Source organism: Terrabacter sp. Ter38 (assembly GCF_024519435.1).
GTDB lineage: Bacteria > Actinomycetota > Actinomycetes > Actinomycetales > Dermatophilaceae > Terrabacter.
In genome coordinates, this window is record NZ_JALJRZ010000001.1 from 166,812 (window position 1) to 181,332 (window position 14,521).

A 14,521-nucleotide genomic window follows, 5' to 3' on the forward strand; every position below is an offset into this window, starting at 1 on the left:
CCGGCGGAGCCGGGTCAGCCCGGGTCCACACCGGTCACGTCTGGTCGCCGAGGTCGAGACCGCGCTCCATCGCGAAGCGGACGAGCTCGACGCGGTTGTGCATCTGGAGCTTGCCGAAGATGTTCTGCACGTGGTTCTGCACGGTGCGGTGCGAGAGGAACAGCGTCGCTGCGATCTCCTTGTAGCCCATGCCCGTCGCGACGTACTTGAGGATCTCGGTCTCGCGGTCGGTCAGCTCCGGGACGGGCCGCTCCGAGGTGCCTCCACCCGCGGCCTTGACGCGCCGGAACTCGCCGAGGACGAGACCCGCGAGGCCGGCGGTGAAGACCGGCTCCCCTGCGGCCGTGGCCCGCACCGCGGCGAGGAACTCCTCACGTCCGGCCGACTTGACGAGGTAGCCGAGCGCGCCGGCCTTGACCGCGTCGAGGACGTCCTGGTGGTCCCCGCTCGCCGAGAGGATGAGGATGCGGGTCGGCACCTGCGCCGCGGCGAGGGCGGCGCAGACCTCGGCGCCGGACAGGCCCGGGAGGTTGAGGTCGAGGACGAGGACGTCGGGGACCGTGGCCCGGGTGCGTGCCACGGCGGACCGGCCGTCGTCGGCGGTCGCGAGGACCTCGAATCCGGCGTCGGCGAGGTCACGGGCGACGGCGTCGCGCCACATCGGGTGGTCGTCGGCGACGACGACCCGGACGTGCTCGGGCGGCGTGCTGCTCCCCTGCTGCGGCATGGCGTCCTCCTGATCCCTCACGATGCTCCTCGTCCCTGGGTGCGGGCCTGCGGCCCGCGTTCGGTCGTCGCGGGCGTCCGGCGTCCATGGTGCCGGTTGGTGAGACGTGTCGTCCGGCGATTGGGGATCCGCAGCTCGACGGTCGTCCCACCGGAAGCCCCGGACGTGACGGTCGCGGTGCCCCCCAGGTCGGCGAGGCGTCCGAGGATGCTCGACGAGACACCGAGACGGCCCTGCCCGACGGCCTCCTCGAGGCGACCGTGCGCAACACCTCGACCGGAGTCGCGGATCGTCACGGCGACCACGTCACCGTCGTCGTCGAGCAGCACCCACGCCCGGGCGTCGTCACCGGCGTGCTGCCGGACGTTGTCGAGGGCTGCCTCGACGGCGGCGACGACCTCGTCGGCGACCCTTCGTGGCAGGAGGACGGCGTCGGCGGGTGAGACGAGCTGGACGCCGTCGCCCTCGACGTGGCGCAGCAGGGCGCGCAGGTCGGCGTCACCGCTGACGGCGCGGTCCACCTCGGCGAGGTCCGTCTGGCTCACGAGAGTGCGCAGGATCCGCTCCTGCTCGCCGGCCATCGCACCGAGCCGCGCCGCCTCCCCGCCGAGGTCGGTCGCCCGGCGGTTGATGAAGGCGAGGGTCTGGAGCACCCCGTCGTGCACGGTCCGCGCGAGCCGGTCCCGCTCGGCGCGGGCGGCGTCGAGCCGCATGGCCTCGGCGAGCGCCGCGTGGCTCGAGCGGGCCAGGTCGACGCAGTAGCCGATGCAGCCGCCGAGCAGGAGCCCGAAGATCGAGTTGCTGATCGTGTTGGGAGTCGGCTCGACCACCTCGACGAAGGAGCACGCGGCGACGAGGGAGGCGGCGGCAAGACCGCCCCGCCAGCCCCGCAGCACCGCGAACCCGATGACGGCCGCGGTCGGCCAGATCGAGGGGATGGTCTTGGCGCCGGCGGTGATGACGTCGGGGTCGTCGACGAGCCGGGTCGCGAGGATCGCGGAGCAGCCGATGGCGAGCTCGACGGTGTAGGCGCGGACGGTGCGCACCGGCCTCAGCGTGACGGCAAGCGTCCAGCCGGCGAGGACCCCGAGGACGGCGACCGCCCCGTCGAGGTGCGCGATCTCCTCGTGACGCTCCCAGACCGACCACACGGCATACGCCAGGGCGAGGCACCGGAAGACGTCGATACCGCGCCACAGCCCGCGCACGATGGCGTGCTCGTCGTCGAGCACGGCCACCGTCGGCGCCGAGACGACGGCCGGGAGCTCGTTGTCGGACAGCGGCGCCGGAGCCGGGATCAGGTCGGTGTCCGGGCCTCCGGGCATCCCGCCCTGCCTACGGTCTGGCACGCCGCTCGGCACACCGTGAGGGTCACCGTCAGCGTCACCGTCGGGGTCACCGTCGGGGTCACCGTCATGCTCCGGGCCGGCGCCGTGGCGCGTGCGCGCCATGACGTCAGGACGCCGCCACGACGGGAGCGTCGCCGTCGTCGTCGGCGCCGTCGTCGTCGGAGGCCGAGGCGGCTCCGCCCGATTCGGTGGCCCGGGCCGACCGAGCCTTGCCCTCGGCGGCGTCGAGCGCCTCTTCCAGCTCAGGTGCGGCGCTACCGGGCTTGGCGGCCTCCTGCAGCTCCCGGGCCTTGGCTCGGGCCGCGGAGACGAGCCGGTCCTTCATCGACGTGGCGTACATGTCGACGTACTCCTGGCCCGACAGGAGCATCAGCTCGTACATGATCTCGTCGGTGATCGAGCGCAGGACGAAGCGGTCGTCCTCCATGCCCTCGTAGCGCGAGAAGTCGAGCGGCTTGCCGACGCGCACGCCGACCCGCATGATCCGCGGGATGACCTTGCCGGTGGGCTGCGCCTTGTCGGTGCCGATCATCGCGACGGGGATGACCGTGACCTTGCCCTCGAGCGCCATCCGGGCCACGCCGGTGCGGCCGCGGTAGAGGCGGCCGTCGGGCGAGCGGGTGCCTTCGGGGTAGATGCCGAGCAGGTCACCGCGGCGCAGGACCTTCAGGCCCGACGTCAGCGCCGCGTTGCTCGCCTTGCCGCCCGACCGGTCGACGGGCAGCTGCCCCACGCCCTTGAAGAACGCCGCGGTGAGGCGGCCCTTGATGCCGCGCCCGGTGAAGTAGTCGCTCTTGGCGAGGAACGTGACACGGCGGGACACGACGAGCGGGAGGAAGATCGAGTCGGAGAAGGACAGATGGTTGCTCGCGAAGATCGCGGCACCCTCCTCGGGGATGTTCTCCTCCCCCTCCACCCACGGACGGAAGAGGAGCTTGATGATCGGCCCGATGACGATCGTCTTGAGGAACCAGTAGAACAACCGTGTCCGCCTTCCGTCTGTGACGGCTCGAACTCTACGACACTCGCGCACTGACAGCGGCGCATGCGAGGATCAAGCAGGTCCAGCCGCTTCGCCCGAGGAGCCCCACCGTGACGGTCCGTCCCGACGCCCCAGCGGGCTTCGGCATGTCCTCCCGGCACCGCAGCACGACGGTCGCCCGGAGCCGACGATGAGTGACCGCGACCTGGACGCGGAGTTCGCGCGGATCATCGCGGGGTGGGACGACGAGGCCCCCGAGCCGCAGCGTCGTGACCCCGCCGCGTCGTCCGACCACGGGGCAGACCACGGGGCAGACCAGGGGGCAGACCAGTCGGCAGACCAGGCGGCAGACCAGGCGGCAGACCAGGCAGCCGAGCAGGTCGCCGACCCCGCGCCACCGTCGGTCTCGCTGACGGAGGCCGACACGGCCGACGAGCCCGGTCCGCCGTCGGCACCGGACGCCCCACCCTCGTCCGTGGAGCCCTCGTCCGTGGAGCGCCCGCAGGCCGGCCGGGGCACCGACCCGGCGGCGCCGCCGCAACAGCCCGGGGCCGGCGCGTCGAACCCATCGGGGTCGTCCGGTCTGCTCGAGCTGCCGATCGCCCCGACGACGTCCCACGAGTGGCGCGGGCCCACGTCCCGCCGCGCCGACGACGCGTCCGACGGCGACGACCACTTCGTCCCACCCTCCGAGATCGACCTCCCGTCGGCCGAGACCGACCCGATGTTCTGGGCGATCGTCGGCGGTCTCGTCGGTGGCCCGCTGCTGCTGCTCTACGTCCTCTTCTTCGACCGTGACGGCAGCGGCTGGTGGGTCGTGACGGCCCTGACCATGGTCGTCGTCGGCTTCGTGCTGCTCGTCCTGCGGGGCGGCACCGAGCGCGACCCGTTCGACGACGGCACCCGCGTCTGACCGCTCGCGAGGCGGTCCGACGCGTCAGTCGGACCCGAGGTCCAGGTCGACCCAGACCGGTCGGTGGTCCGACCCCACTTCGAGGTCAGCCTCGTCCACGACGGTCTCGGCCGATTCGACGACCCGGAGTCCCGGCCCGGCGAAGACGACGTCGAGGGAGGTCGTCGGGCCGAGCGCGGGAAACGTCGGCACGGCGCCGGACACCGGTGGGTGGTGCTCGGCGAACATCGCGTATGCCGTCCCGCCGGGTCCCTCGTTGAGGTCCCCTGCGATGACGGCCCGGTCGTCGAGCCCACCGAGTCGGGTGAGACCGGCGAGCACGGCGGCCGCATGCCGCTCCCGCTCGGAGGCGCGCAGCCCGAGGTGCACGCTGACGACGGTGACGGCACGACGCGACGGACCGCCTGCCGGGATCGAGACGGTCGCGGCGGCATACCCTCGCGTGCGGTCGGGGAACCGGACCGACAGACGGCCACGCGCCGTGCCGTGGACGACCACCCGTTCGGCCGTCAGGACCGCGGTCCCACCCGTGCCGAGGCGCCCCCGGTGCCAGTGCAGCCGGCAGTCACGCGCGAACGGCGGGAGGCGGAGCTCCGTCGTGAGCCGGCGCGGGACCTCCTGGAGGCACAGCACGTCAGGGGCGACCGCACGCACCACCCGTGCCGCGGCTGCCCGGTCGTCGAGCAGGTCGTGGACGTTGTAGCTCATGACCCGCAGCACGTGCTCCGGTCGGCCCCCGGGCCGCGCGGCCATGGCTCAGCGGCCGGCGCGCGCGAGCTCGGCGGCGCCGATGAGACCCGCGTCGCTGCCGAGCACGGCGCGCACGATCCGCGCCTCCGGCCGGTAGCCGCGACCCGGGAGCTGCCGACGGAAGGCCTCGCGGGCCGGACCGATGAGCATCTCGTCGGCCGCGCTCACGCCGCCGCCGATGACGAAGAGGCCCGGATCGAAGGCCGAGGCCAGGTTGGCCATTCCGATGCCGAGCCATTCGCCGATGTCGGCGAGCAGCTCGCGCGCGGTGGGGTCGCCCTCGCGGGCGGCCTCGGTGATGAAGGGACCGGTCAGCGCGTTGGCGTCGCCGCCGAGGCGGGCGAGCAGGTCGGCGACGACGGGCGACCCAGCCTCGATCATGGCGCGAGCCTCGCGCACGAGCGCGTTGCCGCTGGCGTACTGCTCCCAACAGCCCCGGTTGCCGCACTCGCAGCGTGCGCCGCCCGGCACGATCTGCATGTGGCCGAACTCGCCGGCGATGCCGTGCCGCCCGCGTTGGACGTTGCCGTCGATGATGAGGGCGCCGCCGATGCCCGTGCCGAGCGTGATGACGACGACGTGCGACTCACCGCGGGCGGCACCGAAGGTCGCCTCGGCCCACGCCGCCGCATTGGCGTCGTTGTCGACGGTGATCGGCAGGGCGATGCGCTGTGACAGCGCGTCACGCAGGGGCTCGTTGCGCCAGGACAGGTGCGGCGCGAAGACGACGGTCGCGCGGTCCTCGGCGACGAAGCCCGCGGCGCCGATGCCGACGGCCACGACGTCGTCGGCGTCCACGTGGCCGAGCAGCTCCTCGACCGACTCGACGATGGTGTTCTCGACGACGGCCGGAGACGTGGAGCGGTGGGGGGTGTCACGACGCGTGCGATGGGTGATGACGCCCGACTCGTCGACGACGCCACCTGCGACCTTCGTGCCGCCGATGTCGATGCCGATCGCGAGACGCCTGCTCACGCGCTGCCTCCGGGGCCGTTGTCGTCGGCGCCGTTGTCGTCGGCGTCGATGTCGTCGGCGTCGATGTCGGTGTCGGTGCTCGGGCGTGCGTCGTCGCTGTCGCTGTCACCCTCGGGCGCAGGCTCGGCGTGCCGCTCCCGCTGCGCCGTCGCGAGGTCGCGCAGGGCCGTGGCCGCGAAGCCGACGAAGTCGGCGACCTTCTCGATGGTGTCGGGATTGACCTGTTGGACGAAGGCGATGAGCTGGCAGACGGGGCACGCGCGGCACGCGGCGGGCGTCGTGCCCCCGCACGTGCACTCCCCCACCGGCCCGTCGGCTCGACGCGCTGCCTCCGGGCCCGTCTGGTCACGCGTCGCCGACGCCGGGCCTGGGGCGTGCCCGTGGCCGTGCGCTGCACCGCCCGCACGCTCAGCGCGGGAGTCACCGGACGGCATACGCGAGCCTCCCGACCAGGTGCGGCGGGAGAGCAGGTCGACGAGCAGCGCAGCCTCTGCCGCGACGCTGCCGGGAGGCGCGTCGGCAGGGCGCGACGTCCCGTCGGCGTCGGGCCGGTGGGGCTGGTCGGGGGCGGCAGGGGCCGCGTCGGGACCGTCGTTCGGGGTCACGGTCCGTCAGGCCTCGACGCGCTTCTTCAGCTCCTTGAGCGCGGTGTCGACGATGACCTTCTCCGCCTTGCGCTTGAGCAGCCCGATCATGGGGATCTTGACGTCGACGGAAAGACGGTACGTGACCTTCGTGCCGTCGCCGTCGCCGGCGAGGGTGTAGGAGCCGTTCATCGCCTTGAGCACCTGCGCGGAGACGAGCGACCACGAGACGACGCCGGTGCCGTCCTCGACGACGTCCCACTCGTAGTCCAGGACGTAGGTGTCCTTGATGGCCCCCGCGTCGAGCGTGAACTGGACCTGGTCGGCCCAGCCGTCGCCCTCCTCGGCGAGCACGGTGACGTCCTTCACCTCGCCCGCCCACTCGGGGTAGGCCTCGAAGTCCGCGATGACGTCGAGCACCTCGCCGGGCGGGGCGTCGATGACGATGGAGGACTCGGTGCGATCGGCCATGCGCCGAAGGCTATCGCGTCGCCAGCAGGCCGACCGCGGTTGTCAACGCCGGTGTCACCCCGTGTCGGCCGCGTGCCAAGATGGGGACGACGGCAGCCCTGCGCCGAGGGGCGGCACGCCCGACCGCGGAGCCCGCCCTGTGATCATGCTGACGTGGTCCGCGCGGTTACCGATCGGTAAGGTGCAGCACAGTTCCCGCCCCGCCATCAGGAGTGACAGTGAAGGACAACGTCGTCGCACCACTCGCCCCCGTCACGACGGAGGGAAGCCTCGCCGACCTCCCCGTGCGCAACGCCGCGGAGAACGCGAGCGAGACCGCGTTCTCCCGGAAGACTCCCTCCGGGGGCTGGACGCACGTGACGTGGTCCCAGTTCGCCGACGACGTCGCGGCCGTCGCCAAGGGGCTCATCGCCGACGGCCTCCAGCCCGGCGACCGGGTGGCCCTCATGTCGCGCACGCGCTACGAGTGGACCCTCGTCGACTTCGCCACGTGGAGCGCCGGTGCCGTGGTCGTGCCGATCTACGAGACCTCCTCCGCCGAGCAGGTCCAGTGGATCCTCTCGGACTCCGACGCGCACGTCGTCGTCGTCGAGACCGACGCGCACCGCTCGGTCGTCGACCAGGTCCGGGGCGAGCTACCGTCGCTCCGCGACGTGGTCACCATCGACGCCGGAGGTCTCGACGCCCTCCGCGAGAAGGGCCGCGAGGTCTCGGACGCCGATCTGGCGGCCCGCCGCGCCGGACTCGACCGCGCGGCCGTCGCCACGATCATCTACACCTCCGGCACGACGGGCCGGCCCAAGGGTTGCGAGCTGACCCACGGCAACTTCCTCGACCTCGCCGAGAACGCCATCGAGAAGCTCGGCCCGGTCGTCCTCACCGAGAACGCCTCCACCCTGCTCTTCCTGCCTCTCGCGCACGTCTTCGCGCGCTTCATCGAGGTGCTCTGCGTCGAGGGTCGCGCACGGATGGGCCACTCGGCCGACATCAAGACGCTGCTCGACGACTTCGCCGGCTTCCAGCCGACCTTCGTGCTCGCCGTCCCCCGCGTCTTCGAGAAGATCTTCAACTCGGCCGAGGCCAAGGCGTCCTCCGAGGGCAAGGGCAAGATCTTCCTGCGCGCGGCCACCGTCGCGATCGCCTACAGCGAGGCCCTCGACGCCGGCCGACCCGGCCTCGGGCTGCGGGTCCAGCACGCGGTCTTCGACCGTCTCGTCTACGGCAAGCTGCGCGCAGCCATGGGCGGGCACGTGCGCTACGCCGTGTCCGGCGGGGCGCCCCTCGGCACGCGCCTCGGCCACTTCTACCGGGGCATCGGGGTCGTCATCCTCGAGGGCTACGGCCTCACCGAGACGACTGCGCCCGTCGCGGTCAACACGCCCGACAAGATCAAGATCGGCACCGTAGGACCGCCGTTGCCGGGCACGGGCGTCCGGATCGCCGAGGACGGCGAGATCCTCCTCAAGGGTGTCGGCGTCTTCTCCGCCTACCACGACAACCCGACCGCGACCGCAGACGCCATCGTCGACGGATGGTTCCACACCGGCGACCTCGGCGAGATGGACGACGACGGCTACCTGCGGATCACCGGCCGCAAGAAGGAGATCCTCGTGACGGCGGGCGGCAAGAACGTCGCCCCCGCTGTGCTCGAGGACCGCCTCCGCGCGCACCCGCTCGTCTCGCAGTGCATCGTCGTCGGCGACCAGAAGCCCTTCGTCGCCGTCCTCGTGACGCTCGACGACGAGATGTGGCCGCTCTGGGCCAAGACGCACGGCGTCGAGGGAGTGTCGCTCGACCAGGCCCGCACCGACCCGAAGGTGCTCGAGGCGCTGCAGGAGGCCGTCGACCGGGCCAACGAGGCGGTCTCCAAGGCCGAGTCGATCCGCAAGTTCGCGGTGCTCCCCGGCGACTTCACCGAGGCCAACGGCTACCTGACGCCGTCGCTCAAGCTCAAGCGCAACGTCGTCATGAAGGACTACGCCGACGAGGTCGAGAAGCTCTACGCCTGAGGGCTCAGCGGAGCAGGTCGCGGATGCGCGCCTGCCAGTCCTCCACGAGGGCTGCTCGGGTCGTCCCGGTCATGCTGTGCAGGGCGGCGTCGACGGCTGCCTCCCGGTCCTCGAGCCGGGAGGTCGGGACGTCGAGCCCGCCGGCCGCGGCCCGGTAGAGACGGACGACGGCCTGGGTGCCGTGCGCGTCCGCGAGGGTGCGCAGGGCCAGCAGCGAGAGGCCGTATGCCGCCGCGAGCGCGTGGGTGCCCGGGTCGAAGTCCGCGTCTGCCGGCAGTGCCTGAGGCAGGCCGGATGCTCGCACACGATCGAGCGCGGGAGCGACGATGGTCGCCTCCGGCAGGTCGACGGGCTCGTACGCGACGAGCTCGGCGAACCCCTCGGACAGCCAGAGGGGTACGGCCCGTGTCGTGGAGGCCCGCACGGCGACATGGGTCAGCTCGTGCGTCATGACGACGTCGCGGCCTTCCGGACGAAGGGAGGCCCACGCTCCCGGGACGAGGACGATGCGGTCTGCGCCGGCTCTCTCCCCCGGCGTCAGCGGACCGTCCGTGGCGGCGGCGACGCCGTCGAGGTCGCCGGCCGTGCGTCCGAGCAACCGGGCGGCGTCGGCATCGGTGGCCGGGGCGATCCAGACCGCCGGCCGCACCTCTCCCCACACGCTCGCGACCCGCGAGGCCGCCGTGCGCGCCCGACGGACGACCTCCTGCACCCGGTCGGCGTCGCCGACGGCCAGCACCAGCGCGGTGTCCGACCTCCGGACGACGAGGCCCGCGAGATCCCAGGGCTGCGGGCGCCCGGAGGGGCTTGACGCCGTGATGGCCAGACCTCCGGGGCGGCCGGGGTCAGCCTTGAAGGTGAGGTCGAGGTCGAAGGACCGCGGACGCGCGTCGAAGCCGCGAAGCCGGTAGGTGAGGCTCGCCCTGACGTCCCACTCGACCGTGGTCCCCCGCGATGCCGGAACCGGCGCAGTGGTCTCGCGGACGCCGACGAGCCGGATGCTCTCCACCGCCATGCGCGTCATGCGGTCGAGAACGGCGGCCTGTGTCAGGCGCAACGCCCCGGACGACGCCTCCTGCAGGGGTGCCAGCCAGCCGCTCTCGTCGGACCGCGCCGCCGCGGCGAAGCGGGCGCGCAGCAGCTGCGTCACCGCCCGCTGACGGGTGGCCGCCCACGCCTCCGGACTGACCTCGGTGTCGGCACCGACGTCGCCGCTCGGGGACGTCGCGCCCGGTGCTGCGGTGGGTGGGTGTCCCGAGTCCGGAGCGGCCGTCGTGCACGCCGTGAGGGTCAGGGCCAGCAGCGCGGCCAACGCCGCCGAGGCGGCCTCCTGCGCAGGTCCACGACGACGGGTGCTCGACACCGCGACATCGTGTCACGCGGACCTGCTGCGCCGGCCCGTCCGGTGACCCGGGTGGGTCAGACGGCGTGGCGCGCTCGGTGGTGCGTCACCACCTCAGCGGGCTCGATCTCGGCCCGGGCCGTGTTGGCCGTGGACACGGAGACGAGTCCCGCAGCGACGAATGCCGACACGGCTCGTCGCTCCGCGCGGTCGAGGGGTGCGGTCATGACCCCGTCGACCTCACGGCGGTCGTCGAGCGGGCGCGGTCGGTCGGGCCGCGTGTCGGCGCCGGGCGCGGTGACGCCCTGACGCAGCGGGATCGCCGTCAGCGCGGTCACCATGCAGTCTGCGCAGTGGACGTCCCGCACCGGGCAGGTCTGGCAGTCGACGAGCATCATCGTGGTCCAACCCCTTCATCTCTCGTTGCGATCTGTCGTGAAAGACGCTAGGTGGCCCCACTGACACTGCCCCGGGACGCTCGGTCGTCGACTCGCCTCCGGGCGTCCTCCGGATGATCGCGGGACCGCGTCGAGCCCTGCCGGACGAGAACGCAGCGGGGCACCGCGATGCGCGGATGCCGTCCGACCCCCTTGTCCCAGAAGGGCTTGCGGCCGACGCGCCTCCGAGGCATTGTCGGCGCCCCGGCATACGGTCGGGGTCATGCAGGCGATCCAGGCGACGTTCGACGACCTCGGCACCCCCCTTGCCGGCGTCACGTTCGTCGTCGTGGACCTCGAGACCACCGGTGGCTCACCCGCCCAGTGCGGCATCACCGAGATCGGCGCCGTCAAGGTGCGCGGCGGCGAGGTGCTCGGCGAGTTCCAGACCCTCGTCAACCCGGCCGAGCCCATCCCGGCGTTCATCTCCGTGCTGACGGGCATCACCGACTCCATGGTGCGCGACGCACCGCGCATCGAGAGCGCCCTGCCCGCGTTCCTCGAGTTCGCCGCCGGCAGCGTCCTCGTCGCCCACAACGCGGGGTTCGACATCGGCTTCCTCAAGGCCGCAGCAGCCCGGGTCGGCGCTCCCTGGCCCGGCTTCCCGGTCCTCGACACGCTCCAGCTGGCCCGGCAGCTCGTCGTGCGCGACGAGTCGCCCAACCACCGCCTCTCGTCGCTCGCCCAGGTCTTCGGCGCCACGACGGCACCCGACCACCGGGCTCTGCACGACGCCCGAGCCACGGTCGACGTCCTCCACGGACTCATCGAACGCGTCGGCAACCTCGGCGTGCACACGCTCGAGGAGCTGTCGAGCTACAGCTCTCGGGTCACCCCGTCGCAGCGACGCAAGCGCTTCCTCGCCGATCCTCTGCCCAGCGCCCCCGGCGTCTACCTCTTCAAGGACGGCAACGACCGCGTCCTCTACGTCGGCACGAGTCGCGACATCCGCACCCGCGTGCGCACCTACTTCACGGCCTCGGAGCAACGCAGCCGGATGGCCGAGATGGTGCGTCTCGCCCATGTCGTCCACCCGGTCGTCTGCCAGACCTCGCTCGAGGCCCAGGTGCGCGAGCTGCGGCTCATCGACGAGCACAAGCCGCGGTTCAACCGGCGGTCCAAGGACGGCCGCAAGGTCATCTGGGTCAAGCTCACCCAGGAGCGCTTCCCCCGCCTGTCGATCGTCAAGCAGGTCCGCGACGACGACGCCCACTACATCGGGCCGTTCCGGTCCCGGGCCACGGCCCAGGCGGCCATCGACGCCGTCCACGAGGTCGTCCCGTTGCGCCAGTGCACCGGCAGGCTCACGGGCCGGGGCACCGCCTGCGCCCTCGCCGACATGGGCAGGTGCGGCGCCCCATGCACCGGCGCGCAGTCAGAGGGGGACTACGCCGTCGTCGTCGCCGAGTGCCGCGCCATCTTCACCGGCAACGCCCGACCCAGCGCCGAGCTGCTCCGGGTCCGCCTCGAGGAGCTGGCCTCGCAGGAACGGTTCGAGGATGCGGCGCGGGTGCGCGACCGCTTCCTTCAGCTCGTCCGCGGAGCCGCTCGCGCCCAGCGGCTGGCCCCGCTGGTCCGCTCTCCCGAGATCATCGCCGCGCGCCGCAGCGACGTCGGCGGGTGGGAGCTCGTGTCCGTCCGCCATGGCCGTCTCGCCGGCGTCGTGGTGAGCCCTCGCGGCGCCGACCCGATGCCCTACGTCAGATCGATGCAGGCCACGGCCGAGGTCGTGCCTGCACCGACACCCGACCGCCCGTCCGCGCTCACCGAGGAGACGGAGATCCTGCTCCGCTGGCTCGAGGCGCCGGGCGTGCGCATCGTCGAGCTCGAGGGGACCTGGACGTGCCCCGTCGGGGGCGCAGGTTCCGTACGCAGCGAGCTCGAGCCCGCCGTCGCATCGGCGCACGACGTCGTCGGGTTCGACCACGACGTGCCCGGACCGCGTGCCGGCGCCCCGCGCGGCGACCGGCCCGGCGGTGCCGGTCGCCCGGGCCGGGGCGGCGGCCTGCGTCGCGCGGGGTAGGCCCGGCTAGGGTGGTCCCGTGATCACCGCCATCGTCATGATCAGCTGCGAGGTCGACCGCATCCCGGAGGTGGCCGAGGCCATCGCCGACATCCCGGCCGTGTCGGAGGTCTACTCGGTGACGGGCGACGCCGACCTCATCGCCATGGTGCGGGTCAAGGCGCACGAGGAGTTCGCCGACGTCATCGCCGACCGGCTCAACAAGGTGCAGGGCATCGTCGGCACGTCGACCCACATCGCCTTCCGCACCTACTCCTCGCACGACCTCGAGGCCGCCTTCAGTCTCGGGCTCGAGGGCGAGTAGCAGACCGACGCGGGCCTGGTCTCGGGGCCCCGTCTCGTCGAGGGTCCCGGCCGAGACGGCCCAGTGGACGCCTGACCCGGCCGACCGACTCAGCGTCGGGTGGCCGCCACCCAGCGTTCGACGAGGCCGGTCGCGGCACCGCTGTCGATGGCCTCGGCCGCACGGTCCATCCCGGCATGCACGTCGCCGTCGAAGTCAGCCTCCGACGCTCCCGAGTCCGGGCGCGTCAGCGCGAGGGCGATCCCGGCGTTGAGGAGTACGGCGTCCCGGACGGCTCCCGTCGCGCCGGCGAAGACGTCACGGACCACAGCGGCGTTGTGCGCCGCATCGCCGCCCCGCAGCTCCTCGATCGGGTGCAGCTCGAGGCCGAGGCGCGTGGGATCGAGGGAGTGTTCGGTGACCGAGCCTCCGCGGACCCACCAGACGTGCGTCGTCGTCGAGACGGTGACCTCGTCGAGACCGTCGTCGCCGCGGAACACCGCAGCGTCCTTGCCGCGGTGCGCGAAGACGCCGGCCAGCAACGGGGCCATGCGGGCGTCCGCGCAGCCCACGGCGGCATACGTCGGCTGGGCCGGGTTGGTCAGCGGACCGAGGAAGTTGAACGCCGTCCCGATGCCGAGGTCCCGGCGCGGCACCGCCGTGTGACGGAACGAGGGGTGGAAGGTCTGGGCGAAGCAGAAGGTGATGCCGGCCTCGGACGCCACCTCCACCACACGCTCAGGAGGCAGGGACAGGTCCACACCGAGGGCCTCGAGCACGTCCGCCGAGCCGGACGACGACGACGCGGCCCGGTTGCCGTGCTTGACGAGACGCACGCCGGCAGCCGCCGCCACCATCGCGGACATCGTCGAGATGTTGACCGTGTGGGCCCGGTCGCCGCCGGTGCCGACGATGTCGAGGCTCGGCCCCGGCACCTCGATCCGCCGCGCATGAGCCAGCATCTGCTCGGACAGGCCCCGCATCTCCTCGATGCTCTCGCCCTTGGCCCGCAGGCCGATGAGGAAGCCCGCGACCTGAGAGGGCGTGGCCTCCCCGCTCATGATCTGGCCCATGGCCCACTCGGCCGTCGGCCGGTCGAGGTCACGACCGGCGATGAGGTCGGTCAGCAGGGCAGGCCAGGTCGTCGCGTCGGACGCCATGCGTCAGGCCGTGGGCACGCCCGAACGCGCGAGCGTGGCGATGGCCGACGTCAGCGCGATCGGGTCGAGCGGGTGCGGGACGGCCAGGTCGGCCTGGGACCAGGCGGCGAGCCAGCTGTCCTGCGGGCGGCCCGTGAGCACGACGATCGGGGGGCAGTCGAAGATCTCGTTCTTGAGCTGCTTGGCCAGTCCGAGGCCGCCGACCTTGGCGGCCTCGCCGTCCAGGACCAGGATGTCGAAGTGCTCGGACTCGACCGAGCTGATGACGGCGTCGGCCGTCGCGCACTCGTGCCAGCGGACGACCTCGACGTCCCTGGCGGGGCGACGGCCGACCGCCGCGCGCACCGCGTCACGGGTCGTGATGTCGTCGCTGTAGAGCAGCACGCTGACCCGCGCCACCGGCCGCTGCGCACCGGTCGTCGTCGCGATGTCGGTGGACGTGGCCTGCGCTGCGCTGTCGTTCGAGGCGGTCATGCGACCGATGCTACCGGGCGGGTCGCGACCGACCGCACGGAC

The 14,521-nt window shown here is 72.7% G+C and carries 15 protein-coding genes; 4 read left to right on the forward strand and 11 right to left on the reverse strand.

The annotated features are described in order from the left end of the window. Positions 1-34 precede the first annotated feature (34 nt). The 3 genes from NR112_RS00740 to NR112_RS00750 all read right to left on the reverse strand — a co-directional run bounded on the left by NR112_RS00740 (position 35) and on the right by NR112_RS00750 (position 3,058). Positions 35-727: a response regulator transcription factor gene (locus NR112_RS00740; protein WP_256792077.1), complete on the reverse strand. Its 693-nt coding sequence runs from the start codon at positions 725-727 to the stop codon at positions 35-37. 17 nt (positions 728-744) lie between these two features. Next, complete coding sequence (gene macS, locus NR112_RS00745) at positions 745-2,052, reverse strand: MacS family sensor histidine kinase (RefSeq protein WP_256792078.1); 1,308 nt, start codon at positions 2,050-2,052, stop codon at positions 745-747. Positions 2,053-2,182: 130 nt separating this feature from the next. Further along, on the reverse strand, positions 2,183-3,058 hold the full coding sequence (locus NR112_RS00750; RefSeq protein WP_256792079.1) for a 1-acyl-sn-glycerol-3-phosphate acyltransferase: 876 nt from the start codon (positions 3,056-3,058) through the stop codon (positions 2,183-2,185). 190 nt (positions 3,059-3,248) lie between these two features. Between NR112_RS00750 and NR112_RS00755 the strand changes: the two genes are divergently transcribed. Continuing rightward, on the forward strand, positions 3,249-3,971 hold the full coding sequence (locus tag NR112_RS00755; protein ID WP_256792080.1) for a hypothetical protein: 723 nt from the start codon (positions 3,249-3,251) through the stop codon (positions 3,969-3,971). A 24-nt stretch (positions 3,972-3,995) separates the two neighbouring features. Here NR112_RS00755 and NR112_RS00760 read toward each other — a convergent pair whose 3' ends face one another. Genes NR112_RS00760 through NR112_RS00775 form a run of 4 tightly spaced genes read right to left on the reverse strand, consistent with a single transcriptional unit; the run spans position 3,996 to position 6,751 of the window. Next, complete coding sequence (locus tag NR112_RS00760; protein ID WP_256792081.1) at positions 3,996-4,679, reverse strand: endonuclease/exonuclease/phosphatase family protein; 684 nt, start codon at positions 4,677-4,679, stop codon at positions 3,996-3,998. 48 nt (positions 4,680-4,727) lie between these two features. Beyond that, positions 4,728-5,696, reverse strand: coding sequence for an ROK family glucokinase (locus NR112_RS00765; RefSeq protein ID WP_256792082.1), 969 nt, complete (start codon positions 5,694-5,696; stop codon positions 4,728-4,730). Then, positions 5,693-6,301 carry a hypothetical protein gene (locus NR112_RS00770; protein ID WP_256792083.1) on the reverse strand — a complete coding sequence of 203 codons (609 nt, stop codon included), beginning with the start codon at positions 6,299-6,301 and terminating at the stop codon, positions 5,693-5,695. The genes NR112_RS00765 and NR112_RS00770 overlap by 4 nt, the downstream gene beginning before the upstream one ends. A gap of 6 nt (positions 6,302-6,307) precedes the next feature. Further along, a complete protein-coding gene (locus tag NR112_RS00775; RefSeq protein ID WP_056781101.1) occupies positions 6,308-6,751 on the reverse strand; it encodes an SRPBCC family protein in 444 nt (147 codons plus the stop codon). A 218-nt stretch (positions 6,752-6,969) separates the two neighbouring features. On the opposite strand from NR112_RS00775, the gene NR112_RS00780 reads away from it, so the two are divergent. Next, complete coding sequence (locus NR112_RS00780; RefSeq protein ID WP_256792084.1) at positions 6,970-8,760, forward strand: AMP-dependent synthetase/ligase; 1,791 nt, start codon at positions 6,970-6,972, stop codon at positions 8,758-8,760. Positions 8,761-8,764: 4 nt separating this feature from the next. On the opposite strand, the gene NR112_RS00785 is transcribed toward NR112_RS00780, so the two are convergent. Continuing rightward, positions 8,765-10,123, reverse strand: a complete 1,359-nt coding sequence (locus tag NR112_RS00785; protein WP_256792085.1) for a hypothetical protein — start codon at positions 10,121-10,123, stop codon at positions 8,765-8,767. Between the two features lie 56 nt (positions 10,124-10,179). Then, positions 10,180-10,443: a hypothetical protein gene (locus NR112_RS00790; protein ID WP_256792831.1), complete on the reverse strand. Its 264-nt coding sequence runs from the start codon at positions 10,441-10,443 to the stop codon at positions 10,180-10,182. Between the two features lie 319 nt (positions 10,444-10,762). Here NR112_RS00790 and NR112_RS00795 point away from each other — a divergent pair, with 319 nt between their 5' ends. Next, on the forward strand, positions 10,763-12,562 hold the full coding sequence (locus NR112_RS00795; RefSeq protein ID WP_256792086.1) for a DEDD exonuclease domain-containing protein: 1,800 nt from the start codon (positions 10,763-10,765) through the stop codon (positions 12,560-12,562). A gap of 19 nt (positions 12,563-12,581) precedes the next feature. Then, positions 12,582-12,866: an Lrp/AsnC family transcriptional regulator gene (locus tag NR112_RS00800; RefSeq protein ID WP_020145466.1), complete on the forward strand. Its 285-nt coding sequence runs from the start codon at positions 12,582-12,584 to the stop codon at positions 12,864-12,866. Positions 12,867-12,955: 89 nt separating this feature from the next. Here the strand turns inward: NR112_RS00800 and trpD are convergent, their stop codons facing one another. Continuing rightward, entirely contained in the window at positions 12,956-14,005 is a 1,050-nt protein-coding gene (gene trpD / locus NR112_RS00805; protein WP_256792087.1) for an anthranilate phosphoribosyltransferase, read from the reverse strand. A 3-nt stretch (positions 14,006-14,008) separates the two neighbouring features. Further along, on the reverse strand, positions 14,009-14,479 hold the full coding sequence (locus tag NR112_RS00810; RefSeq protein WP_256792088.1) for a response regulator: 471 nt from the start codon (positions 14,477-14,479) through the stop codon (positions 14,009-14,011). Between the last annotated feature and the right edge of the window lie 42 nt (positions 14,480-14,521).